The organism is Roseibium alexandrii DFL-11 (assembly GCF_000158095.2).
Taxonomy (GTDB): domain Bacteria; phylum Pseudomonadota; class Alphaproteobacteria; order Rhizobiales; family Stappiaceae; genus Roseibium; species Roseibium alexandrii.
On sequence record NZ_CM011002.1, the window covers coordinates 45,084 to 69,096 of the forward strand.

24 protein-coding genes are annotated in these 24,013 nt (G+C 56.8%); 8 read left to right on the forward strand and 16 right to left on the reverse strand.

From position 1 onward, the window contains the following. Nucleotides 1–61 precede the first annotated feature (61 nt). Nucleotides 62–952 carry a 50S ribosomal protein L11 methyltransferase gene (locus SADFL11_RS00175; protein ID WP_008191420.1) on the reverse strand — a complete coding sequence of 297 codons (891 nt, stop codon included), beginning with the start codon at nucleotides 950–952 and terminating at the stop codon, nucleotides 62–64. Between the two features lie 183 nt (nucleotides 953–1,135). Here SADFL11_RS00175 and SADFL11_RS00180 point away from each other — a divergent pair, with 183 nt between their 5' ends. Continuing rightward, a complete protein-coding gene (locus SADFL11_RS00180; protein ID WP_008192561.1) occupies nucleotides 1,136–1,714 on the forward strand; it encodes a tetratricopeptide repeat protein in 579 nt (192 codons plus the stop codon). Between the two features lie 52 nt (nucleotides 1,715–1,766). Here SADFL11_RS00180 and SADFL11_RS25375 read toward each other — a convergent pair whose 3' ends face one another. Continuing rightward, the gene (locus tag SADFL11_RS25375; protein ID WP_040450854.1) at nucleotides 1,767–4,349 is read right to left on the reverse strand and encodes an autotransporter family protein; all 2,583 of its coding nucleotides are present in this window, start codon (nucleotides 4,347–4,349) and stop codon (nucleotides 1,767–1,769) included. Between the two features lie 143 nt (nucleotides 4,350–4,492). Continuing rightward, nucleotides 4,493–6,961, reverse strand: coding sequence for an ATP-dependent helicase (locus SADFL11_RS00195; RefSeq protein WP_008194461.1), 2,469 nt, complete (start codon nucleotides 6,959–6,961; stop codon nucleotides 4,493–4,495). Between the two features lie 254 nt (nucleotides 6,962–7,215). On the opposite strand from SADFL11_RS00195, the gene SADFL11_RS00200 reads away from it, so the two are divergent. Further along, nucleotides 7,216–8,346 (forward strand): transporter substrate-binding domain-containing protein, encoded by a 1,131-nt coding sequence (locus tag SADFL11_RS00200; RefSeq protein ID WP_008195995.1) that lies wholly within the window; start codon nucleotides 7,216–7,218, stop codon nucleotides 8,344–8,346. Nucleotides 8,347–8,387: 41 nt separating this feature from the next. On the opposite strand, the gene SADFL11_RS00205 is transcribed toward SADFL11_RS00200, so the two are convergent. From SADFL11_RS00205 to SADFL11_RS00220, 4 genes are all read right to left on the reverse strand, one after another. Beyond that, nucleotides 8,388–8,759, reverse strand: a complete 372-nt coding sequence (locus SADFL11_RS00205) for a hypothetical protein (protein ID WP_008196810.1) — start codon at nucleotides 8,757–8,759, stop codon at nucleotides 8,388–8,390. A gap of 61 nt (nucleotides 8,760–8,820) precedes the next feature. Then, nucleotides 8,821–9,618 carry a siderophore-interacting protein gene (locus SADFL11_RS00210; RefSeq protein WP_008195004.1) on the reverse strand — a complete coding sequence of 266 codons (798 nt, stop codon included), beginning with the start codon at nucleotides 9,616–9,618 and terminating at the stop codon, nucleotides 8,821–8,823. Nucleotides 9,619–9,775: 157 nt separating this feature from the next. Continuing rightward, complete coding sequence (locus SADFL11_RS00215; protein WP_040452347.1) at nucleotides 9,776–10,267, reverse strand: YHS domain-containing (seleno)protein; 492 nt, start codon at nucleotides 10,265–10,267, stop codon at nucleotides 9,776–9,778. A 152-nt stretch (nucleotides 10,268–10,419) separates the two neighbouring features. After that, nucleotides 10,420–11,019: a TetR/AcrR family transcriptional regulator gene (locus SADFL11_RS00220; protein WP_167578932.1), complete on the reverse strand. Its 600-nt coding sequence runs from the start codon at nucleotides 11,017–11,019 to the stop codon at nucleotides 10,420–10,422. 126 nt (nucleotides 11,020–11,145) lie between these two features. On the opposite strand from SADFL11_RS00220, the gene gatC reads away from it, so the two are divergent. The 4 genes from gatC to SADFL11_RS00240 all read left to right on the forward strand — a co-directional run bounded on the left by gatC (nucleotide 11,146) and on the right by SADFL11_RS00240 (nucleotide 14,756). Beyond that, the gene (gatC, locus tag SADFL11_RS00225; RefSeq protein WP_008193021.1) at nucleotides 11,146–11,433 is read left to right on the forward strand and encodes an Asp-tRNA(Asn)/Glu-tRNA(Gln) amidotransferase subunit GatC; all 288 of its coding nucleotides are present in this window, start codon (nucleotides 11,146–11,148) and stop codon (nucleotides 11,431–11,433) included. Nucleotides 11,434–11,448: 15 nt separating this feature from the next. After that, entirely contained in the window at nucleotides 11,449–11,925 is a 477-nt protein-coding gene (locus SADFL11_RS00230) for a GNAT family N-acetyltransferase (protein ID WP_008190492.1), read from the forward strand. Nucleotides 11,926–11,938: 13 nt separating this feature from the next. Beyond that, nucleotides 11,939–13,423: an Asp-tRNA(Asn)/Glu-tRNA(Gln) amidotransferase subunit GatA gene (gene gatA, locus SADFL11_RS00235; protein ID WP_008188852.1), complete on the forward strand. Its 1,485-nt coding sequence runs from the start codon at nucleotides 11,939–11,941 to the stop codon at nucleotides 13,421–13,423. 226 nt (nucleotides 13,424–13,649) lie between these two features. Continuing rightward, the gene (locus SADFL11_RS00240; protein ID WP_008195794.1) at nucleotides 13,650–14,756 is read left to right on the forward strand and encodes an NAD(P)/FAD-dependent oxidoreductase; all 1,107 of its coding nucleotides are present in this window, start codon (nucleotides 13,650–13,652) and stop codon (nucleotides 14,754–14,756) included. 16 nt (nucleotides 14,757–14,772) lie between these two features. On the opposite strand, the gene SADFL11_RS00245 is transcribed toward SADFL11_RS00240, so the two are convergent. From SADFL11_RS00245 to SADFL11_RS00265, 5 genes are all read right to left on the reverse strand, one after another. Continuing rightward, nucleotides 14,773–15,132: a ribbon-helix-helix domain-containing protein gene (locus tag SADFL11_RS00245; protein WP_040450853.1), complete on the reverse strand. Its 360-nt coding sequence runs from the start codon at nucleotides 15,130–15,132 to the stop codon at nucleotides 14,773–14,775. A 377-nt stretch (nucleotides 15,133–15,509) separates the two neighbouring features. Continuing rightward, the gene (locus tag SADFL11_RS00250; RefSeq protein WP_008192966.1) at nucleotides 15,510–15,860 is read right to left on the reverse strand and encodes a ribbon-helix-helix domain-containing protein; all 351 of its coding nucleotides are present in this window, start codon (nucleotides 15,858–15,860) and stop codon (nucleotides 15,510–15,512) included. A gap of 136 nt (nucleotides 15,861–15,996) precedes the next feature. Further along, entirely contained in the window at nucleotides 15,997–16,590 is a 594-nt protein-coding gene (locus SADFL11_RS00255) for a DJ-1/PfpI family protein (protein ID WP_040450852.1), read from the reverse strand. Nucleotides 16,591–16,712: 122 nt separating this feature from the next. Beyond that, on the reverse strand, nucleotides 16,713–17,477 hold the full coding sequence (locus SADFL11_RS00260; RefSeq protein ID WP_040450851.1) for a class II aldolase/adducin family protein: 765 nt from the start codon (nucleotides 17,475–17,477) through the stop codon (nucleotides 16,713–16,715). After that, complete coding sequence (locus tag SADFL11_RS00265) at nucleotides 17,474–18,604, reverse strand: TauD/TfdA family dioxygenase (protein WP_008189084.1); 1,131 nt, start codon at nucleotides 18,602–18,604, stop codon at nucleotides 17,474–17,476. Before SADFL11_RS00265 ends, SADFL11_RS00260 begins: the two co-directional genes overlap by 4 nt. A 167-nt stretch (nucleotides 18,605–18,771) precedes the next feature. On the opposite strand from SADFL11_RS00265, the gene SADFL11_RS00270 reads away from it, so the two are divergent. Beyond that, complete coding sequence (locus SADFL11_RS00270) at nucleotides 18,772–19,671, forward strand: LysR substrate-binding domain-containing protein (protein ID WP_008191790.1); 900 nt, start codon at nucleotides 18,772–18,774, stop codon at nucleotides 19,669–19,671. Nucleotides 19,672–19,733: 62 nt separating this feature from the next. Here SADFL11_RS00270 and SADFL11_RS00275 read toward each other — a convergent pair whose 3' ends face one another. The 3 genes from SADFL11_RS00275 to SADFL11_RS00285 are packed head-to-tail and all read right to left on the reverse strand — an operon-like array spanning nucleotide 19,734 to nucleotide 21,740. Next, nucleotides 19,734–20,357 carry a LysE family translocator gene (locus SADFL11_RS00275; protein WP_040450850.1) on the reverse strand — a complete coding sequence of 208 codons (624 nt, stop codon included), beginning with the start codon at nucleotides 20,355–20,357 and terminating at the stop codon, nucleotides 19,734–19,736. Nucleotides 20,358–20,403: 46 nt separating this feature from the next. Continuing rightward, nucleotides 20,404–20,991 (reverse strand): HD domain-containing protein, encoded by a 588-nt coding sequence (locus tag SADFL11_RS00280; protein WP_040450849.1) that lies wholly within the window; start codon nucleotides 20,989–20,991, stop codon nucleotides 20,404–20,406. After that, a complete protein-coding gene (locus SADFL11_RS00285; protein ID WP_008192329.1) occupies nucleotides 20,991–21,740 on the reverse strand; it encodes a pyridoxine 5'-phosphate synthase in 750 nt (249 codons plus the stop codon). Before SADFL11_RS00285 ends, SADFL11_RS00280 begins: the two co-directional genes overlap by 1 nt. Nucleotides 21,741–21,977: 237 nt before the next feature. On the opposite strand from SADFL11_RS00285, the gene SADFL11_RS00290 reads away from it, so the two are divergent. After that, entirely contained in the window at nucleotides 21,978–22,874 is an 897-nt protein-coding gene (locus SADFL11_RS00290) for a DMT family transporter (protein ID WP_008191778.1), read from the forward strand. 22 nt (nucleotides 22,875–22,896) lie between these two features. On the opposite strand, the gene SADFL11_RS00295 is transcribed toward SADFL11_RS00290, so the two are convergent. Then, complete coding sequence (locus SADFL11_RS00295) at nucleotides 22,897–24,009, reverse strand: hypothetical protein (protein WP_040450847.1); 1,113 nt, start codon at nucleotides 24,007–24,009, stop codon at nucleotides 22,897–22,899. Between the last annotated feature and the right edge of the window lie 4 nt (nucleotides 24,010–24,013).

Sequence of the window (24,013 nt, forward strand, 5' to 3'; positions counted from 1 at the left end):
ACGAAAAAAGACCCCGCCGGCTCAACCGGCGGGGTCTTTTCGTTTTCGGTAAGTTTATGCCTTAGGCGTGTTTGCGTCCGCGGACCAGGGTCAACGTCAGCCATCCGTCCTTTTCCCGGCGGCGGTCCAGGACAAATCCCTGACACCCATATGCAAACAGGATCCGCGGACCGTCTTCGATCCGCAGACCTGACAGGATCAGCGTTGATGTGGGTGTCATCCGCGCGCAAATGGATTTCGACATCTTCATCAAGGGCCGCGCCAGAATATTGGCGATCACGAGATCGAAAGGGCCATAGAGGTTGAACCGCCGGTCTTCCACGCCATTGGCGGTGAATCCGGTCACAAGATGGCGGGCACCGTTCAGCCGGGCGTTTTCCAAAGCAGTGCGCGTTGCAATCGGATCATTGTCGGTCGCCAACACCTGCTGGCGGGCTTTCAAGGCTGCGGCAATTGCCAAAACACCTGTTCCCGTTCCGAGATCCAAAATGCTGTCATACTCGCGCATGGACAACAGCCGGTCGATTTCTTCCAGGCATCCGGCGGTGGTTCCGTGGTGGCCGGTTCCAAAGGCGAGCGCAGCCTCGATTTCCAGTCCGATCGCTCCGCCCGGCACCTTGTCGCGGTCGTGACTTCCGTGGACGAAAAAGCGCCCGGCGCGGACCGGCTTTAATCCTTCGAGGCTCTTTTCCACCCAGTTGATGTCCGGCAGCTCTTCGGCTTCCAGCGGCGCTGCAAAGGCATCGGCGCCGACCCGGTCGCGCACCAGTGCGGCTGCTTCGTCCGGCTCCATGCTGAAGAGCAGGATTTCGGCCGACCAGATCTTCCCGTCGCTGGAGTCTTCGTAGATCGTGACCGGATTGCCCTCGTCTTCGAAGGCCCGCTCCAGGATTTCGGAGATCCGTTTGGCTTCCAGTTCTTCGGCCGTGATCTTCACCCGGATGGTTTTCATAAAGGCAGGCCTTCGGTTGAGGTGTCTGTTGGTTTGGTGGCTTGGTTCAGCGGTATAGCCTCAGCGAATTTCTCCGGCCAGTCTCTTTTTTGTTTTCATACTAAAACCCGCTTGATCTGGCGAAATCGTTCAGCTGCCATAGATTTTCACTATGAAGCCCGGCGATATCCACGGAGATCCAACATGCAGGCAAGCGCAATCCTTCAGTCCCGGCGCATCTTGCCGGCACTTGCTCTGCTGCTTTGTTTTGCGTTTCTGAACGCATGCAGGTTAGCGCAGGCAGGTGACCTTCCTGATCAGCGTCTGTTCGATGCGCTGCTTTCCTCGAAGAGCGAGATGGAGGCCCGGATTGTGGAGGCGGAAATCTGGGAAAGCTGGATTGCAGCTGCTCCTTCTGCGGATTTGGAGGCAAAGGTACGATCAGCGATGAGCAAACGGCGCGTTGCCGACTATGAGGGGGCACTTATGGAGTTGAACAGTGCCTTGGAGACAGCGCCCGACTATGCCGAAGCGTGGAACCAGCGGGCGTTCATCCATTACCTCCAGGGCAAACCCGACCGCTCGCTGGAGGACATCGAACGGGTGCTCGCACTTGAGCCCCGGCATTTCGGGGCCCTCTCCGGCAAGGGCCGGATCCTGATGGAGCAGGGCAGGGTCAGGCTGGCTCAACAAGCCTTGCGGGAGGCTGTCGCCCTGCATCCCTTCATTCCCGAACGTTTCCTGCTGATCAGGGAGCACGAGGAAAAGGGAATTGATCTTTAATGGACGATCGCCGGAACCCAGCTGCCTACTGAGGTCTGCAACCTCGACGTTTCTAAAACCGCCAGGAAAAGTGGGCGCCCGCGCCAATTTCTTCACCATGTTCATTGAGTGCGCCGGCAACACCCAATCGCCAAGCGCCCGCGCTGCCGACGGAGCCAACAAAGCCCAATCCGGCGGTTACGGAATGGGCGCCGCGGTTTTGGCCCGTCTGATTGAAAGTTCCGAAGAGATCGGACGTGACAGTGATATCGTGGGCTGAATCTGCTGACGCGCTCCAGTCATGATCGTAGCGCGCAAAACCGACCAGCTTCGCCGTTCCCGTGTCCGTCGTCCAAACGTCCGCTGCCCAGTCGAATCCAAGACCGGTCAAAACCGCGTCCGCAGTCGCAGCATGGACGGTGTAGTTGAAGTCACCGCCTCCGGTTTCCCGTGCCTCGCCCTGCCAAATATGAGCGTAGGAAGCTGCAGCAAACGGCGTCAATTTGAACTGGGTCGTTAGAGGCAGTTCATAGCCTGCCTTGGCGGCGACAAAGGCGGCATGGGAATCGAAATCGGATTCCGCGCGCCCACCGGTGAACAAGCCGACATTCGGGTTGTTTCGCTTGCCTTTGTTCGCGCTGTAAGAGTATCCGCCGGAGGCCGCCAGCCGCCAACTGTCGCGGTAGAGTGTTCCATACAATCCGGCAAAGCCGGATTGAGCAGAGAAGGACTGATCGACGGTGTCATGCTCGTCCATCCGTTGATAGCCGTAGCCTGCAAACGCCCCGACGCTTCCCTGATCACTTGCGAGCAGATCAGCACCGCCAATTACGCTGGCAATTGAATAATTGAAACTTCCAAGACCGTCTTTGCCGTCCACGTTTCCCTTCAGCCCGGACGCATCCAGCCAGATGGCCCGTCCTTGAGCATCGCGAACCTGATTGGCTTTGTCGAGGACATCGTGACTGCCGGAAATCCGATTCATCACCGAAGCGGCAATGTGATCGAGATGTTCCAGGCCAACGGTCAGGTTGGAGGAATAGGGTTCAGCGTGAACTTCGTTGAAGGTGATCAGGTCACCGTTGGTCAAGGACAAATACCCATCGCTCACCGTGTTGCCGCCGGCAAGGATTTGGTTGCCGCCACCGCTCCCGCCTGACACGCCATCTATGGGTGTTTCATTGTGCGTCGCTGATACGGCCGTCACCAAATCCACCCACGGCGTCGAGACAGGCGGTTTCGTGGTTTGGGTCGGAACTGTTGATGTTGTCGTCGTCGTGGTGGGCGTGGTCGTGTTGGTTGTCGTTGTGGTCGTCGTCGTTGTTGTGACCGTTGGTGTCGTCGTGGTGGTGGTTGTAACTGTCGCCGTTGGTGTCGTGGTGGTCGTTGTCACAGGCGGGGGGATCACTTGCTTACCGCCACCGGTCTGCTGGATGGTCTTTACCTTGGTCGGCAGGAAGGTTGGTGTTGGCGAGTTGTCGGAGAACTTGACTTCAACCTGTGAGGTTTGTGTCGGCGGACTGGCGAGGCTTGCACTCAGATGTGCATTCAACGAACTGCCTTCGACCAGGGTAACACTGTCACTGTCAAACGAGCCGGCGCGCGCGATGACAAAGGTGGAGTTGATGAAATCACTGATTTCGGTGGCGCCCGCCCCTGAATATCCGCTGTCCTTTTCAAGTGTCGCGGTCAAGTTGTCTGCACCGGTTATGTCACCGGACACATCCAGCAGGTCCGCAGTCTGAGACGCTGTCGGGTCCAGTTCAGAGACAAGACTTGTCGCGCCCTGAAAAGACATATCGCCGTTGATCGAAAGCGTTCCGATGGAGTTGCCGGGACGGATCTCGGCACCTGCGGATGTCAGGAAACCCGTGCCGCCTGCGCCTGTCTTGCCATTGATGGTGCCATTGCCTGATAACTTTCCGTCAAGTTTGAAGAAGCGGGTATCGATTGTCGTATTGTCGAGCTTCAGCTCGGAACCGGCCACGACGGAAGTAATGAGAGCGTTTGAAATTGAACTGTCTTTAAGGGTCAGCTCAGTCGCTGAATCGAAATTCTGCCCCACGATGTTGTACTGCCCAACCGCAAACAAGGACGGGTTGGCGACAGTAAAGGAGGTGTATGTCAAAGGGGAAGACGACGCGCTTGCGATATAAACATTCTGAAATTGGGTATCACCGCTTTGTTCGGTTAAGGTGATAGCGCGGTTTGCACCAATACCGACATCTATCAAGTTGATCCAGGTTGCCCCGAGATCGTCAGTCGCCGGTGCCTGGAGCAATCTGAGGAAGTTTGTGCCCGGAGACGGAGCACTTTCAATGCTATTCCCGATGAACGTAAAGGAGTTGACTTTCGAGGCCCGTTTCAGGTCAAAGAAAACGGGCGAATAATAGTCATAGGCACCATCGGCGGGAATGGTTCCCGGGGAAACCACGATCTCCGTCCGTCTCTCAAGGCATATAACACTTGAAGGGGTGAAGCTGCTTGGGTCGAGCCGTTCACTACCCGAAGCACGGAGCACGCCCGCCCCCAACGCATCGCATTTTGCATTTGCTGCTGCAGGGGCCAGGAAGGTCGCCGCAGTTGCCGTAAACACCAGCGTGGCTGCATGAAAACCTGCGCGATTGACGGCCGACTTGTTGTTTCCTAAACGCATGTTGTGCTCCTGCCGTATCCGCTACGCAGAAACAAAATGCGGATCAGTCTAACTGTCCGATCACACTAGCGATTTTATGCTTAACCTAACGTAAATATTGCTCAGTTCAGTTTGATATTGTTATAAATATCAATGTCTTAAAATCAGTGTCGCTCGACGAAGCTGTCGATGACTTTTTTCTGACCGGCCTTTTCAAAATCGATGGTCAGCTTGTTGCCTTCGATCGACTTGATCGCGCCATAGCCGAACTTGATGTGGAACACTCGTTCGCCGACCGAATACTCCGAGGGTGTGTCACTGACCGACTTGGCAACCAGTTCCCCTTCAATGGTCAGCGGGCCCTGGCGTTTTTGCCGGGCGGACTTATAGCCACGCCCGCTGCCGTCTGAAAACCCGTTCGAGGATTGGCGCGCGCGTTGAGCGCGTTGCCAGCCGGGCGTCGAATAGCTGCCGGTTTCAAAGGCATCCTGACGGTCGAAGCGCGACGGACCATAGCCGCCACCGCCATACCCGCCGTAGTTGGACGAAGCTTCCGCGATTTCAACGTGTTCAGTCGGCAGTTCATCGAGGAACCTGGACGGAATGCTCGACTGCCATTGGCCGTGAATGCGCCGGTTGGAGGCAAAATACAACTTTGCCCGTTTCTTGGCGCGGGTGACGCCGACATAGGCGAGGCGGCGTTCCTCTTCCAAGCCCGCCCGGCCGCTTTCATCCAGTGCCCGCTGGTGCGGGAAAAGGCCTTCTTCCCAGCCGGGCAGGAAGACCGTGTCGAACTCCAGGCCCTTGGCAGAGTGCAGCGTCATGATCGAGACGGCGTCCTGTGCATCCGCGCTGTCACGGTCCATGACGAGGGAAATGTGTTCCAGAAAACCGGCCATGGATTCAAACTCTTCCATGGAGCGGATGAGTTCTTTCAGGTTGTCGAGCCGTCCGGGCGCTTCGGCCGAGCGGTCTTGCCGCCACATTTCCGTGTAGCCGCTTTCATCCAGAATGATCTCAGCGAGATCCGTGTGCTTCATGCTGTCGAGCTGGCGCCGCCAGCGCTCGAAATTGTCGAGCACGGTTTTCAGGGAATTGCGCGGCTTGGGTTTCAGTTCTTCAGAATCGATCAGCTGGCTGGCGGCTTGCATCAAGGGGATGCGTTCGGCCCGCGCCAGTTCATGCACGAGCTTTAGCGTGGCATCTCCAAGGCCGCGTTTCGGCGTGTTGACGATGCGTTCAAATGCCAGATCATCCGCCGGCTGCATGACACAGCGGAAATACGCCATGGCATCGCGGATTTCCATGCGCTCATAAAAGCGCGGACCGCCGATAACCCGGTAGTTCAGCCCGAGAGTGACAAAACGATCCTCGAACTCGCGCATCTGGAAAGACGCGCGGACCAGAACGGCCATCTCGTTGAGCGCATGGCCCTTGGTCTGCAGCGCTTCGATTTCGTCACCGATGGTGCGGGCTTCTTCTTCTGAATCCCAGACGGAGGCAACGGACACAAGGTCATGATCCGGCTCGTGAAAGTCGGTGAAAAGCGTCTTGCCGAGCCGGCCTTCGTTGAACGAGATCAGATGAGAGGCAGCGGCCAGAATATGGCTGGTGGAGCGGTAATTGCGCTCCAGCCGGATCACTTCCGCGCCCTTGAAGTCGTGTTCAAAGCGCAGGATGTTGTCGACTTCCGCGCCGCGCCAGCCATAGATCGACTGGTCGTCATCGCCGACGCAGCAGACATTCGGATTGCCTTGGGCCAGAAGGCGCAGCCACATATACTGGGCAATGTTGGTGTCCTGATACTCGTCCACCAGCATGTAGCGGAAGCGGCGCTGGTAATCGGCCAAAACATCAGTACGTGTCTTGAACAGTGTGATGACGTGAAGCAGCAGATCGCCGAAGTCGGCGGCGTTCAGGATCGACAGGCGGTCCTGGTACTCCTGATAGAGCTTGCGGCCCTTGCCATTCGCAAAAGCCCGTGCTTCGCCCTCAGGGACCTGATCCGGCGTCAAGGCCCGGTTTTTCCAGCCGTCCAACATGGTGGCAAAGGCGCGGGCGGTCCAGCGCTTGTCGTCGAGCCCTTCGGCCTGAATGATCTGTTTAATCAGACGGATCTGATCGTCCGTGTCGAGGATGGAAAAGCCGGATTTCAAACCCACCAGCTCGGCATGTTTTCGCAGGATCTTCACGCAGATCGAATGGAACGTGCCGAGCCAGGCCATGCCCTCCACATTGCCGCCGACAAACACGGCAATGCGTTCTTTCATTTCGCGCGCAGCCTTGTTGGTGAAGGTCACGGCCAGCATTTCGTGCGGACGCGCCAAGCCGGAGGCCAGAATGTGGGCGATCCGGGTGGTCAAGACTCGGGTTTTGCCGGTTCCCGCACCCGCCAGAACCAAAAGCGGTCCTTCGGTCGTTTCCACCGCCAGACGTTGTTCCGGATTGAGGCCGGTCAGATAGTCGGGCGCCCTGCGTGCCGCCATGGCCCGAGCGGCAATGCCGCCTCCAGGAGGCGGCGCCCCAGATGACGACGCGCCAGGTGGCGGCGCAACAGGTGGAGCTTCCGCCCGCGTCCCGATGGGTTGAAATGGATCGTCAAAGGGATCGTCATACCCGTCCGGGTCGGTCATGGTTTATCGGTCCGGTTAAAAGCGCTTGGAGAACAATATAGCAACAAATGCGGCGCTGGCGAGACGCGGGAGGCGGATTTGGTGGGGAAAGTTCTCGTGAGCCGCGACACTACCGCGCCAGCCCGGTGGAGGACGGGACCCAGCAGCCACAATTCTCGATTTCAAAGGCATCGCACCGGCGTTTGCGACTGTTTTACCCTTTAGGTTGTATCGTCTGGACGCATATGTCTTTGTGCCTTTGCCCTGGGGGAACCATGCTTTTGAATTTTAGTGCCTTTTTGCGTGCCGTATTCCCGATCATAACGCTGATCAGTGCAATGATACTGGTTGTATCGCCAGGTATTGCGCAGGATGCCGGTCAAGCGTCGGGAGCCGTAACCGGCGAAGCGCCGCTGAAGGTTGGCGTTCGGGTGAGTCCGCCTTTCGTGATGCAAACGGCTGACGGATACACCGGGATGGCGATCGAGCTTTGGGAAGACCTCGCTGCGGCCGCTGGTGTTGAATACCAGTATGAGCCTTACCCCAATGTGCGGGCCTTGATCGACGCGACTGCGGAGGGTCAAACAGATGCTGCGATCTCAAATCTGACCATCACCAAGGCGCGCTTGGAGAAAATGGATTTTACCCAGCCCTGGTTCGATTCAGGTCTGCGCATCATGGTTGGCTCTGCAGGCTCAACCAGTTTCTGGGAAGTGGTTAAAGGACTTCAAGAGGCGGGTTTCCTGAAGGCCTATGGCTGGCTCGCGTTTGTCATTGTGGTTGCCACGCTCCTGATGACCCTTTTTGACCGCCGATTCGACAAGTCTTTTTCGCAAAAGTGGCCCGATGGGCTTGCGGACAGTTTTTATTCGGTGATGTCTGTTGTGACATCCGGCAAGGCTCCATCGCGCAAGAACCTCTTCGGTTGGATTGGGCGTGTGTGGCAGGCGATCTGGCTGGTGTGTGGACTTGCGGTAATGGCGTTCATTACGTCCTCCGTCACAAGCGTTATGACCACCTTGTCGCTGCATAATCAGATCCAGAGTGTTGCGGACCTGCCCGGAAAGGTCGTTGGCGTGTTCGATGGCAGTGTCGGCGAAGACTACTCGCGCGAGCAGGGATGGTCGGTGATGGTCTTTGATGAACTGGATCAGGGTGTTGCGGCTTTGGATAATGGTGAAATCGACGCGTTCGTTGGTGATGCGCCGACACTTGAGTACTACGACCACACGAATCCGAATGCGGATGTGGAAGTGGTCGGGCCGCTCTTTGATCCCAACAAATACGGGTTTGCCTTGTCGCTGCGCAGCCGGAACACCCGTGCTTTCAATATCGAACTTCTTGCCGCCAAGGAATCCGGCTTTGTGGAAGATTTGCGTGTTGAATACCTCGGGCCACGGGATTAGCTGTTGCCGCGTTCCAGCTTGGCTGAAGCAACAAAGTTGGATTAGGGGCTCCGCGTGCTGTCCGTCATAGGCGTCTCGTAGTCTCGTCCATGGCGCTCCCAATACTCAAGAGCTTCCTGCCAGGATGGAATGTCATCAGTGTGGTAGCCGCATGTCGTTCCAGTTGCGATTGATGGAAACGCCTTGATCGCCTGGCGGTGTGCCCCGCGATAGAGATAGCGTTTCATCGCCGTTTCACTTGTCCAGACGGTCAAGGTGTGGTGGACACCGCGCACGGTCCGTGTATCGGTCAAGATGTTGCCGTCAGCTGCTTTTGCCTGATTGAAACTTGGGATCGCATGCCGCCAGAAGCGGACGGCATGAAACCAGGTCTTCAGCCGCAAACCGGTCACTGACACGTAATAGCGGGCCATCGCAGCTCTCCATCAACTGAAGAGACTACGCGCTCGGCAGCCTGCCAGATCGAAAGGGGTGTCAGGCGGCTTCCGCCCGTTTCATTTTCTGGTGCTCGTCTTCGACAAGGCCGATTTTCCAATAGCCCGAGATGTAGGTTTCTTTTCGCGGCACCTGCCGGGTATTGTTCAGATGATCGCGGATCGACCGGATGACCGAGCTTTCCCCGGCAATGCAGGTTTGCACGACGCCGCCCGGCCACGCCATCGACCTTATGAAGTCGAGCTGTGCGGTGGAAACTACATGCGGATCCTCATGGATCAACCAATGGATTTCGATGTTTCTTGGGACCACAATCTCCCGGATATCGTTTTTGGACGGCACTTCAAAGAGGGCAACGCCTTTCGCGTCCTGTGGCATCTGCTCCAGAACGGCTTCGGCAACTGGCATGGCGGAGAGGTCCGCGGCCACCAGATACCAATCAGCGTAGAATTCCTTGATCTTCTTCTGACTTGGCCCGAAGAAGCCGAGGAATGATCCGGGTTTGGCGGATTGGGCCCAGCGGGTTGCCGGTCCGTTGTCGCCATGGGCGACAAAATCGATGTCGAGCTCCAGACCGTTCGGCCGATAGCCTCGCACGGTATAGGTCCTGACCGGGTGGACCTTCTCTTCAGGTCCATCGGGACCAAAATATGCTTCGAAGTCTTCCCGGCTTTCACCGTCCCTCGGCAGCACCAGCTTGCAATTCGCCCCTTCCTGATGAAGCGGAAATCCTTCCAGTTCGGGTCCGGCAAAGGTCACACGGATCATGTGCGGGCTTAAATACACGGCCGACTTGACGGTTAAAAAGCGGGGTTTGCGTTTCGGCAGGGCGGCCATGAAAAACCTTTAAATGCTGACTTCAATACTCAGCATTTAGCATCGCCCAGGCAGTTTTTAAAGGCGTCATTGTTTCATCACAGGAAACGGCGTGTCAGGTGGCATAAGAAAAAGCCCGCCGAATTGGCGGGCTATTTCTTGAAATTGGCAGCAGAGTTTACCGGATGATCGGTTCTTTCAGATCTTCCGGCTTGGTGTCTTTCACTATGTCCCAGTTCAGGTCTGCGTGATTGATATACTCTTCGGTGTTGCCTTCAAACCGATCTTGCACGGCGATGCTGTTGTTGAGGTAGAGCTTTCCATCAACAATCTTCCAGGCCTCCGGAATGACCGGTACCTTGAAGCCCTTGCTGAGGCCGAAAGCGCAGAAACCGCCGTATTGCGGCGCGTATTTCACCGGATCGGCGGCGAATTTGTCCCGGTTTTCAGCGGACGAAAACTTCCAGGTCACATCATCATATTGGAACGTGTACTCATCAGAACCGGCGACCGGCTTGCCTTGGGTGAAATAGGCAACCGGATCGGTGCCCCCAATGGCGGCGCCGTTCTTCGTAAAGGTGGTGATTTCGTCAGCCGAGACGGCAAAGCCGGTGACGGAAAAAAGAGCTGTGAGGCCAAGAAGCACGGATTTCGAGGTGTAGAGCGGCATCGAGAACTCCGGAAGGTTTTTGAGTTGAGGCACATGTTCGCGCCCGGTGTCTGGAGAATGGCCATGACCGCTGCCAAACACCAATCACCCTTGTTCACAGAGACGAAAGCACGCCGCCAGAATTTGTGAACACCTTGGTTTTTTGCTGTGGCTCACAATCCGGGGAGCTGCGACAGTTCCATAGATGATCGGGGGGCAGTCAGCCCCAAAAGCAGATAGATCGCGTTTTCCAATCCGGTGTCATCCAGCCCGCCGCGTCCGAAATGCAGATCAAACAGGTCCTGCCAGATGAGCCCCAGGATCAGCGTGGTTTTCGCCTGAAGGTCCTGCTCAAACGGTGTTGCGATCAAACATTGGCGGATGTGAAACCGGATCTCATCCTCAAATTCGAAGATTAATGATCGGAATTCCGGGAAAGCCCGCACCTGCAGCAGGGCCTTGCCAAGATCACTGTGCAAGGCGGCCCGGTAACCGGCGATCAAACGGTAGAGGTCCCGCGCGGCGTTCGTGCGCTCGGGTGTGGGGGCAGGGATCTGAAACAGGGCAGTTTGAAGCGTGGCAAGTGCATAATCCTGTTTGCCGGACCAGCGGCGATAAATTGCCTGTTTGCTGGTGCCCGCGGTGTTCGCGAGATTGTCCAAACGAACCGGCTCGTACCCCTGATGTGCCAGAGCCCTCATCATCGCGGATTGCAGCCGGCCGGTCAGGCTGGGCTCGTCTTTCCGCCCCCGGCGTGTTGAACCATCACTCATAATTCGGTCCTCATCAGGACCGTATTTCATGTTTTGATGCGTTCAGCAAGGACATTCATTGGAAAACGAACGTCTGGGGCGGTAATCAAATCCCAAACCAGATTTCCAACGGTCAAAGGAAAAAACATGTCCGTAGATACTGCAACGGTAAAGCGCGTTGCGCGTCTTGCCCGCATCAAGGTGAGCGAAGATGAAGCCACCCGCATGACCGGCGAACTGAATGCCATCCTCGGTTTTGTCGAACAGCTCGACGAAGTGAACATCGACGGTGTTGAGCCGATGACCTCCGTGGTCGAAACAACCATGAAAAAGCGCGCAGATGGCGTAACAGACGGCAACAAGGCTGCCGACATCACCAAGAACGCTCCGGCCTCTGAAGACAGCTTCTTTATGGTGCCGAAAGTCGTCGAATAAGCAGGAGCAACCGGGATGTCGTCCGCGCCAGCCATTTCCATCGCCGTTGAAACGCCGCTCAGTGATGAAATGCGCGTGATGGTCGGCGAGTTGAATGACCTGTTGTTGAGCCTGACGTCTGAAGACGCCTGCCATCATCTGACCGTCGAACAGATGGCCGATGCGCGGACAACTGTTTTCGTTGCGCGTGTCGATGGCAAGTTGGCCGCTTGCGGCTCGCTTTACCGCCACAAGGGCAGTGTTGCAGAAGTCAAGCGGATGTACACACGTCCGGCTTACCAAAGCCTGGGCCTTGGACGCAAATTGCTGGACCGGATTCTAGCGCTCGCAATCGAGGAAGGCTTTTCTGAGGCCGCTCTGGAAACCGGCGTCAATTATGCGGCAGCGAAGCACCTTTATGAGACCAGCGGCTTTGAAGTGTGCAGCCCGATCCTGGACTATCCCGAACATCCTGAATCCCTTTTCTATTCCCGGCGCCTGACGGCAGCCTGAAAGACCTGGACCCATGACAGACCTTACAAAACTCACCATTGCCGAAGCCCGCGAGGGGCTTAAGAACAAGGACTACACGTCCACTGAACTCACTGATGCTTTTCTCGGCAACATCGAACAAGCCAATGGTGCACTCAACGCCTATGTTGCCGTTACCGCCGACAAGGCCCGTGAAATGGCCAAGGCCTCCGACGACACACTCGCAAAGGGTGAAGGCGGCGCGCTGGAAGGCATTCCGCTCGGCATCAAGGACCTGTTTGGCACCGAAGGTGTTCATACCCAGGCTTGTTCCCATATTCTGGACGGGTTCAAACCGGCCTATGAGTCCACTGTGACGTCGAACCTGTGGGCCGATGGCGCGGTCATGCTCGGCAAGCTCAACATGGACGAATTCGCCATGGGCTCGTCGAACGAGACCTCTTATTACGGCGACGTCATCAACCCCTGGCGCAAGACCGGCTCCAACCAGGATCTCGTTCCGGGCGGTTCTTCGGGCGGTTCGGCTTCAGCGGTTGCCGCGCGCATGTGCATGGGCGCTACAGCCACAGATACCGGCGGTTCCATCCGCCAGCCGGCGGCCTTCACAGGCACGGTCGGCATCAAGCCAACCTACGGCCGCTGCTCACGCTGGGGCATCGTTGCCTTTGCTTCTTCACTCGACCAGGCTGGTCCGATCGCCCACACGGTGCGCGACAGTGCAATCCTTTTGAAGTCTATGGCGTCTGTCGACCCGAAAGACACCACGTCCGTCGACATCGAGGTGCCGGACTATGAAGCGGCCATCGGCAAGTCCGTGAAGGGTCTGAAAATCGGCATTCCAGCGGAATACCGGCTGGACGGCATGCCGGGTGAAATCGATGAACTGTGGCAACAGGGCATTGCGTGGCTGAAGGATGCAGGCGCGGAAATCGTCGACATTGCCATGCCGCACACAAAATACGCGCTCCCAGCCTACTACATCGTGGCACCGGCAGAAGCCTCTTCGAACCTTGCCCGTTATGACGGGGTGCGCTACGGCCTGCGCGTTCCGGGCAAAGACATCGTCGAGATGTACGAAAACACCCGCGCCGAAGGGTTTGGTGACGAGGTGAAACGCCGGATTCTGATCGGCACCTATGTGCTGTCCGCCGGTTACTACGATGCCTATTACCTGAAAGCCCAGAAGGTCCGCACGCTGATCAAGCGCGACTTTGATCTGGCTTGGGCCAACGGCGTTGATGCCATCCTGACCCCAGCAACACCTTCTGCGGCCTTTGGTGTGGCGGATCAGGATCTTCACTCCGATCCGGTGAAAATGTACCTGAACGACATCTTCACCGTGACCGTAAACATGGCCGGTCTTCCGGGCATTTCGGTTCCGGCAGGTCTCTCGTCTGAAGGCCTGCCGCTTGGCCTGCAGCTGATCGGCAAACCGTTCGATGAGTCGACGCTCTTCCAAGTCGGTCAAGTCATCGAAGACGCAGCTGGCTCCTTCGAGCCGGAGAAGTGGTGGGGCTAAGCCTCAACAAAACCTGCCGCCCCGGACCTGGCCCGGGGCCATGCCGGAAAGAAGTGCAGGTCCCGGGTCAGGCCCGGGACGGCAGCTAAAAGAAAAATGTGCCATACCGGGCGAACACCTGTGAGACCCGGGATCGGTGAGCCAGAGCAGCGGTATCAGCCCCCCGATCCCGGATAAAGCCAGTTGGCTTTTCCAGGATGAAAGTCGCTGAGGAATGAGCCAGGCCATGCATGACATCGAAACCATCGTGATTGGGGCTGGGGCCGTGGGGCTTGCCTGCGCGCGCGCCTTGGCCCTAACCGGGCGCGAAGTGATGGTTTTGGAGCAGCATGATCTGATCGGCTCGGAAACAAGCGCCCGCAATTCGGAGGTCATTCATGCCGGGATCTACTATCCGCAAGGCAGCCTGAAAGCGCAGCTTTGCGTCCAAGGCAAGAAGCAGCTTTATGCCTTTTGCCAAGAAAACGGGGTTGGGCATGAACAGATCGGCAAGCTGATCGTCGCCACAAATGATCGGCAACTTGAGGAACTGGACACCATCAAGGCCAAGGCTGCCGCAAATGGTGTGACCGATCTCGAGTTCGTCTCAAGGGACGCGCTCCGCCGAAAGGAGCCGGCACTGAATGCCGCCGGTGCTCTCTGGTCTCCCTCCACTGGCATTCTCGACAGCCACGGTTTCATGCTGGCGCTGCAGGGCAGTCTGGAAGCCCATGGCGGCCAGGTGGTTCTCAACACCAAGGTTGATCATATCGAGCCATTGCAAGCAGGCGGTTTCGGAGTTCACGTGTCGACCGAAGACGGCGAGGCCTATGCGATCACGTGCAAGGAGCTGATCCTGTCTGCCGGCCATATGGCCCCGGCGCTGGCTGCCGGGTTAGATGGTACGCATCCGCCCAAGGCGTTTCTCGCCAAGGGCAGTTACTTCAAACTTCAGGGCAGGGCGCCGTTTTCTAAGCTGATTTATCCGGTGCCGGAACCCGGCGGCCTTGGCGTTCATCTGACTCTGGATCTTCAGCACCAGGCGCGGTTCGGCCCGGATGTGGAGTGGGTTGAAGACTTCCACTACCCGGTTGACGCGGCTCGCGGGGATAAATTCTATGCCGCGATCCGAAGTTACTGGCCGGATTTGGCCGATGGTGCGCTCGTGCCGGACTATTCCGGCATCCGCCCCAAAATCGTGGGGCCGGGTGAGCCGGCTGCGGATTTCAGGATTGATGGACCTGCGGCGCACGGCCAAGCCGGTCTTGTGGCGCTCTACGGGATAGAATCGCCGGGCCTTACGTCTGCGCTCGCGATTGCTGATTGTGTGGTAGGCCTTGTTGGAGCCGATTAGGCGGGCAATTAACCCGTCAATTCCAATCCGGTATCTGACGGGCCTCGGATTTCAGGATTTCGTCCACGTTGAGACTACTGATTGGCTGAGACTTGTCGATCGGAACATCTCCGGAGAGCTGCAAGGCAAGATACCGGCCGCAGCAGACCCTCAGGAAAGAGGTGAAATTGCCAAGGTCGTGGCCCGCCGCAATGCTTTCGTTGTGCAGCCGCGTGATCAGTTGCACAACGTTCATGCCGTCGCGCTCGGCCAGTTCCTCAAGAACTTTCCAAAAGAAGTTTTCGAGGCGAACGGATGTCACCATTCCATCGATCCGGAGTGACCGGGCACGGCATTGCCAAAGCTCAGTTGCCGCCTCGACAAACAACTTGCACATGTGTCCCCCCCAGACGAATGCAGACCAAGAAAACCCTGCCCGGGTTCGAAATATTTGACCCGGGCAGGGAACCGGAAACCTGCCAACTTCTTGTTTGGTGGGTAAAGAAAGGAAGACAGGATCGGCAAGGTTCTTGAATTGCCGCCAGGCTTCATCACCGGCAAGAATCGGTGGGAGACCTAACGTCAACAATGAATGCATTGTCCTATCAGGGGATTAGGGGGTGCGGGTAGTAACAGAATACTACACACGTGAGTGCCTCGCTTTAGTGGGTTCGGGTCTTGGGTTGCATGAACGCGCGCCTGAGGCCCTGTGGTCCGGGCCTTTACGCAGTCACGCATTGCCCCAAGCACCGGCATGGCAGCTGCGCTTGGACCTCAATGAACGCGGCGTTCCTCTGCCTCCAGAATGCCATCGGCGTCAAGGCCTGCAATCGGAACGCGTGTGTCTGTGGGCACATCTCCGGCGAGCTGCAGAGCCATGTAGCGGCCGCAGCAGACCCTGAGGAAAGAGGTGAAATTGCCAAGGTCGTGACCGGCATCAATGCTTTCGTGATGCAGCTTGGTAATCAACTGCACAACATTCATACCGTCGCGCGCCGCGATTTCATCAAGAACGTTCCAGAAGAAGGTTTCCAACCGCACGGATGTGACCATGCCGTCGATGCGCAGTGATTTTGTCGTGCTTTGCCAGAGATTTACATCGGCATCGATAAACAGTTTGCACATCGCGGTGTTTCCTCCATCACCTCAAAGTACCCGTTCAGAAGGTCAATTCAAGAGCTCTTCGCCACAGTTTGGTCTGCTCGACCATGATACCGGCCCGGGCGATTCAATTTGGTGCCCGGACCGGTTGTTTACATCGTCAGGCTGCGAGAGAGCCCTGCTGAGCGCTGCTCAACACCTTGTGGAATTGGGCAATCCAAGCCGGATGTGCCGGCCAGGCGGGCGCGGTGACGAGATTGCCGTCGGTGACCGCCGCATCAACAGCAATGTCCGCATAAGTCGCGCCAGCAAGCTCAACTTCCGGGCGGCAGGCCGGATAGGCTGACACTGTCCGGCCCTCGATGACCTTCGCCGCTGTAAGGATCTGGGCGCCATGGCAAATTGCGGCGACCGGCTTGTTCTCGCTCATGAAATGGGACACGGCCTCAAGGACCGCACCGTCCAGCCGCAGATATTCCGGTGCCCGGCCACCCGGGATCACAAGAGCGTCGTAATCGGCCGGATTGATATCGGCGAAGGTTGCATTCAGCGTGAAATTGTGGCCGCGTTTTTCCGTGTAAGTTTGGTCGCCCTCAAAATCATGGATGCAGGTGGCAACGCTTTCGCCAGCCTTTTTGCCCGGGCAAACGGCGTCCACTTCATAGCCCATCGCCAAAAGCGCCTGGAACGGCACCATAGTTTCATAGTCTTCGGTGAAATCACCGGTGATCATCAGGATTTTCTGTGCGCTCATGCTTCGTCCTCCCGTTGAAGAATTGCGGATGGACAAAGGCTAGCCTGCAAAGCGAGGCAGCGGGTACTAGGCGACTACTACAGGCCGGATTTCAGCAGTCCCGGCCTGCTAAAGACTTGTTTTCAATCGCGGTAGTCCGGCTGATTTTTATCGAGCTGGCGCTTCAGATAATCGAAATGAGCGTGTCCCATGCCCTTGTAAGGCTCCCACTCGGCTGCCGTCTTGGCGGCCAGATTGTCCGACATCACCGCCAGCGGCTGACCGGTCGCATAGGCTGTCAGCAAGGTTCCGGCTGCCCGCTCGAAGTAATAGAGATGATCGAAGGCCTCCGCGATCGTTTCGGCAGCAACCGAAACGCCGTGATTGCCCATTATCAGGATCGGTTTGTTGCCGAGCGTCTCGGCAATCCGCCGTCCTTCTTCAGCCTCATCCGCCATGCCGCCAAAGCCGAGATCAACAGCAACCTTGCCGAAGAAGCGGGCCGTGTTGAGATCGATCGGCTTCATCGACGGATCTTGTAGCGTTGCCAGCGCTGTCGCGTTTGGAGGATGGACGTGAAACAGCACTTTCACCGCCGGGTTGAGCCGGTGCACCGTCCCGTGAATGCACCATGCGCTCGGGTCCGGTGCGTCTGGCGTTTCCACGATGCTGTCGTCATTGGCATCCAGAAGCTGGAGATTGCTGGCTGTCACTTCGGAAAAGTGCCGCCATTTCCGGTTCATCAGAAATTTCGTACCGTCTTCCGAGACGGCTGCACTAAAGTGATTGCCGACGCCTTCGTGCCAGCCGAACTCCACCGCCAGCCGGAAGGCCGCTGCCAGGTCTTCCCGCAGTCTTTGTTCCGATTGTTGATCAGCGCTTGGGGTCAGGGGTGTCACCACGCTCATTTGAACCGTCCTTCTCCGGATAGGATCCTGTAGGTTGACCGCAGCTCTCCCCGGTCGGTGTAGCACCCCCGCAAATGACGCTCCCCGCTGGTCGCCGAGTAAGCAACACGCCCGTGAACGATCCGGTGATTGTCAAAGACGATACATTCACCGGCATTCAAACGGAACCGCATCACGTATTTCTCGTCGCGCATCATCCGTCCAAACCGGCAAAAGGCGGGATAGTAGGCGTCCAATGCTTCTTGCGGCAGGTCGAAAATATCTTCGTGGTGCTGGCTGATCGTGACACCGGAAATGTTTCCGTAGTCGTCGAGCTCAATCACATGCTGACGGGCGCGCATGTCGAACGTGTCGTGCTCGCAGTAATAGGGAATATCGGTTTCCACCAGCAGCTTGAAGTCGTCCGGGTAGGCAGCCCGGAAATCCTCGGCAACCGCCAGACCGTCGACAAAAATGCTGTCGCCGCCCTCAACCGAGTTCGCCCGGCAGTGGAGATACTGGATACCCGGCGCGAACTCTTCCGATGGCAGATCCGTGTGCAGCGGCAGGGCCTTGGACGTAAAGGCGAGATTTGTAGGCTTGATATGCGTCTTCACCTCGAACGTATGGCCGAAATAGCTCGGCCGTACATATCCGAGCAGGCCAGCCAGATCAGTCAGCCCTGCATCCGTATTCGGCATGCCGGTGATCAGCGAAACGCCATCAGTCAGCATCGCTCCGGCCCAGGTCTTGCGCGCATCAGCGTCTGATGCGACTGATCCGTATTCAAACCGGGCCATGTTTGCATAATGATCTGCAAACCAGGATTTTCTCGGCAGATTGGCCGGGTCGGGGCGCTGTTGGGCTTTGGCATATTGCACAAGCTGCGCCATCGGGATCGCTGAGCGGTGCTCAGCTCCCTGCCACTGGATTTCTAGGTGATCACCGGCAATGGCCGCAGTTTGCGCTTTCGGTTCTTCTGCAAGCGCGAAGATATCATTGACCCGTTCCCGTGTTTCGGGATCGAAGGAAGCCGGCTCATTGTCCTTCAGCCAATAGTAATTGAAATAAGCGAGGCGTCCGTCCGGCAATGGCACATCCAGTCCCTTTTCGCGCAGAAGCACGCCTTCTTCACCCGTCCCGAGCATTTTTCGTTCCTATAAATTAATCGCGCAATGCGTAGTGGCTTCCACGACTGGAAATGAAAACCCATGTTCTCATCCAGCCAGTTAGAAGAAAATTGCGCTTGCAGAACTGATTTGAAAAGATCATAAAAAACGAACTTGAGTTAAGTTACGGATTAACTTGATAGCGAATGGACCGCTTGCCGCCACCCCGTCTCCTGCGTGTGTTTGAAATCGTCGACCGGATGGGCGGGGTCAAACACGCGGCGCAAGAGCTCAATGTTTCGCTGCCTGCGGTCAGTCAGGCGCTGCGCCATCTAGAGAACCACATCGGGACATCACTGTTCGACAGAAGTACACGCCCTGCGAGCCTAACCGAAGCCGGCCAGATTCTACTGAAGGCGGTTCAGGACAATCGTGAGAGGCTTGTGGAGGCGCTCACCGACATTCAAGCTCTCGAATCGGCGGCAAACACGGTCACCGTTGCTTGCACCATGGGATTTGCCACCTATTGGCTGATGCCGAGGCTTGAGGCCTTTTACCGCGATCATCCAGACATCGTCGTCAATGTCCAAACTATCCCGCATGAAGTGCCTGCCCTCGGACCGGGCACGGACATTGCCATGCGCTACGGAGATGGCAGTTGGACAGATGGCACCGTGCATCTTCTTTTTGAAGAGCGTGTCGAGCCGGTCTGTGCGCCGGGGCTAGCAGCGCGGATCAGTGAGGAAGGCGGGAGCCTTGCGTCCGCCTTCCTGATCCATGTCGAGGTGGCCGACAAGCGCTGGATTTCCTGGCCGCAATATTTTTTCAGGACGAGTCAAAAGGCCAATGGATCTGCGAAGGGATTGAGGTTTTCTAACTATGTCCAGGCAACACAGGCAGCGCTCTCCGGTCACGGTATCATGCTCGGCTGGCGGTCGATCACCGGGGACCAGGTGGCCAAGGGCCTGTTGGTGCCGGTAAGCCTACCAGCGTACCGGCCGCCGGATGCCTATTACGCTGTTCTTTCCGGTAGATCCAAGAATGCGGAAACGGCTGACGTGGTGGTCAATTGGCTGAAACATACCGCACACACGGAGACGCTTTGAAGCCAGCGCACAACAGCCACTATGCGGTCGATTGAAGGTGAATAATACCGCTCCTAACGACTCTATCTGCTGGCGGTTGCGAGTGCTGCTCCGCACCCAACAAACAAGCCGCCGGTGATCCGGCGGACCCAACGCACGCGCCGGGCAGATGTCAGGAACTGGCGCATATGACCTCCAGCGAAGGCGATGGCCGCGTGATTGGCAAAACACAGAGCCGCATAGGTGACCGACAGAATGGTGATCTCGGCGAGATTAATGCCGCCTTTGGACATGAATTGAGGGAACAGTGCGGTGATTACCAGAATTGCCTTGGGGTTTGTGACAGAGACGAAAAACGCCTCAAGGAACAGCTTCATCGGGCTTTTGCGCGGCGTGAGAGCGCCGTCCTGCACTTGAAAGCTGGACCCGTCTCGCAGGATTTTGATGCCAAGGAAGACCAGATAGACCGCACCTATGATTTTCAGAACTGTGAAGGCAACGGCAGAGGCCGCCATCAGCGCGCCAAAACCGAAAGCGACCGCGTAGCCGATCACGATCAGGCCCATCATGTTCCCGGTCGCTGAAGCGAGTGTGGCGTTGCGGCCAAACCGCAGGGTGTTGGAAATTGCCAGCATGACGGCGGGGCCGGGACTGATTGCCGGCAAAAGTGAAACGGCAACGAACATAAGCCACAGTTCAAATGGCATCTGAAATCTCTTTCTTTAATCGGGACAGGGCCCAAACGCGGATGGCTCAGGGTGTCAGGTGACCTGCCTGAACGGCGCGGTCGAGGAGGGACTGGGCATAAGCCCAAAGGGCAGGAAAGGGAGCAAGTTTTGCTTCCTTTTTCTTCCGGATGTCGTCAACGGACATGGGCTCATGAACCGGCGTGTCCTGCTCTGATGCGAAGACAAGCAGCATCGGATGCAGCACATCCATCGCATTGGCAAAACGAGCTTCTTTGGTCTCGTTGGCTTCAAACTCGTGCCACAACGCCTTGAAATCATGCGACTGTTGGCTCGGCAGCAAGGCGAAGATCTTTTCCGCGGCGGCCTGTTCCTGAATGGCGATGGCCTGGTGGTTGTCTTCCGTCACCCAGTGATCGCCAGCGTCAATCTCGACCAGATCATGAACCGCCAATAGCTTCAGGACATGATGAATGTTGGTCCCTGGTTCCGCGTGTTCTGCAAGGGTCAAGGTCTGCAGGATGACGTGCCAGCAATGCTCGGCGGTCGTCTCGCGCCGGCTGCCATCTGAGACCAGATTGAGCCGGATGACATCTTTCAGCTTGTCGGTTTCCAGCAGGAACGCAACTTGCCGCACCAAATCATCCGAAGACATCAAAGCTCGCCCATGGCCGTGCGGAATCGTCTGACGCTCTCCGCAAAGCCGTAGACGAGGGCGTCTGCGGTAAACCCGTGACCGATCGACATCTCGCGGATGAACGGTGCCCGCTGCAACAGAGCCGGGATATTCTCGACTGTCAGATCGTGTCCCGCGTTGACACCAAGACCGGCAGCCTTGGCTGCTTTGGCGGTTGCAGCAATCTTGTCCAGTTCCTTGGCGGCGAGGTCTGGTGTGTCATAACAGGCACCATAAGGACCGGTATAAATCTCAATCCGTTCTGCGCCGATGCGAGCGGCATGATCCGGATCTGCCGGATCTGGATTGCAGAAGAGGGAAACGGTCACCGCCCATTCTTTTGCGGCTGCAATAGCGGTTTCCAGGAGACCAATGTCCTTGGAAAAATCCCAGCCGTGGTCCGAAGTGGTTTGGTCTGGGTCGTCCGGCACGAATAGCACTTGTTCCGGCCGGGCTTCCTCCACAAGCTTCATGAAGTCCGGTGATGGATACCCTTCCAGGCACAACTCCTTGTTTGGGAAGCGCTCTTCGATCAGTTCGGCAAGCTCGAAGACGTCCGTCTTGCGGATATGGCGCTCGTCCGGGCGTGGGTGCACGGTGATGCCCTTTGCGCCAGCTTCCATGGCGATGGCCGCCAGACCGGCAACACTGGGCCAAGGCAGATCACGGCGGTTGCGCAGCATGGCAACAGCGTTGACATTGACGGACAGGCGCGAGACGGCACTCATGAGACGATAACCTGGTTGAGGTGGTTGGCAGATTGAGTCAACTCGTTATGACTTTTGCGAAAGATTGTTCCAAAAGTCATTGAAGTCAAACAAGATATTGTCCCTAGTGACAATGTTTGAGCGAGGAATTATGCCGCAGGCTCACGGGTCTGCAAGTCTGGCTTGTCCTTGAAAAAGCCGATAGAACGAAAAGCCTTACCAATTTTTTTTGCTTCATAGATTCAAAGGTTTCAGATCGTGTCGGCAAACAGTCTTTCCGCACCCATGTCGGCCAATTTGCGCGGCAGTCTGTTCATGATCCTTGCAATGGCATTGTTTGCCGTTGAGGACATGTTCCTGAAAGCCGCATCGGTGGTTCTGCCGGTTGGTGAAATTCTGATACTGTTTGGATTCGGCGGTGCCGTTGTTTTTGGCGGTTTGGCCCTGAAACGCGGTGAGGCATTGGTCCCGCGCGATGTCTTCACACCGGTCATGGGGGTGCGATTCGTCTTTGAGCTGACCGGGCGCCTGTTTTACGTCCTGGCGCTGGCCCTGACCCCCCTGTCATCCACGACGGTGATCCTGCAGGCCACACCGATCTTTGTCGTACTTGGGGCCATGATCTTCTTTGGCGAGCGGGTTGGCTGGCGCCGTTGGGCCGCGATCATCATCGGTCTGATTGGTGTCCTGATCGTGTTACGGCCGGGCGCGGACAGTTTCACGCCGCTGTCGATGCTGGCGTTCATTGGAATGCTGGGGTTTGCAGGCCGGGATCTCGCTAGCCGAGCAGCGCCGAAGTCACTGAGCACAGCGCTTCTCGGGTTTTATGGCTTCATCACGTTGATCATCGCCGGTGTGTGCTATTCAATATGGGCCGGCGAGGGGCTTGTTTGGCCGGACAGGCCGAGCGGTACCTATGTGGCTTTTGCGGTTTTCTCAGGTGTTTTTGCCTACAGCAGTTTGATGCTGGCCATGCGCACCGGAGACGTTTCGATCGTCACGCCCTTCCGCTATTCCCGCCTCTTGTTCGGCGTCGGCCTCGGCGTGGTCTTTTTCGGTGAGCATCTGGATGCTCAGACCTTGCTTGGCTGTGCGGTGATCGTCTTTTCTGGGCTGTTTATTCTGTCACGGGGCAGAGCGGCGCATGCCGGCTGAGCTCTGCACCGAAGCTTCGCTGTCAGAGCTGAATGTTCAATTGTGACATTATGGACGCCTTCATATTCCCCATTTCCGTAGAAATTTGATTGGTCTGAGAATTCAACATATTAAGGTCGATCTCGTAGAATACCGTGCTCGTCGAAAGGTTTTTGAACTCGTTACTGAGTTGCGTCAGGTTTGACTCTAGTGTTCTGGTCTTGAAGACAACATCCTTTAAATCGACGCCCCATTTGATTTTCTCGAACTTACAGAGAGTAAATTTGAAATCCGTCATCAGGAAGTTCAAATCGATGGATGTTGAAACATTTAGGGAGGCACTCGCCCGGTAGCTGAGACCTCCAGCGAAATAGAGGGAAAGATTGCTGCCGCGAAAGATCGTTCTGGCGTTGCCCCACGTGTCGTTCAATGTATCGGATCGGACGACATTGGTTTGCGTTCCATCGACATGGGTTGTCTTGGATCCATGCGCGTGTGTGACAATGTCTTTTGCTTCCAGGAATGCGTTTGAGTTCCCCTCGTTTGCTATGATTTCGACGCCTTTTTCGCCCGAGGTGTTTTTGTCGGACGGGACAAAGTTGTCACTGGTAGCAGCGCCTGAGTGAAGGCTCACCTTCTTGGTGGCAGCGACGGAGAATTGATCGCCGGTTTCAGTGGTGATCGGGCCTGTATCCGCGGTGATGACAATCTCATTCCCGCAATGGATGTCTACCAGATCGGTTGTTTCGACAAAGAACTTCTCATCGGACTTGATCAAAACCCGGCCGTCACAAGCCATTGTAATGCCGCAGCTCTGCGCAGCCCTTGGACCGGCTGCATTCTTGTAGACGCCATCGCCCGCCTCACTCGCAATGTGACGGGATGGGTAATACGCCGCCACTCCGTTATCCGACTGTGCGCTTTCTTCCTCGATGTCCGAATAGGACCCGAGCCGTAGAAATGCTCCCGGCTTGGTCACGCAATCCGTATCATCTTCTTCCTTCTGGTGCGAAGGAACAAAGAAGTACTGATATCGCGTGAGAGACTGTGTGGGGTTTTGCGGGGAGAGGTCGTCCGTCTCAAAGGGCAGTATTGTTGCGGAGTTGGCTGAACCTTCATCGACTTGTGCCTGCGGCCAATCCATTGCCAGGGCCATGACG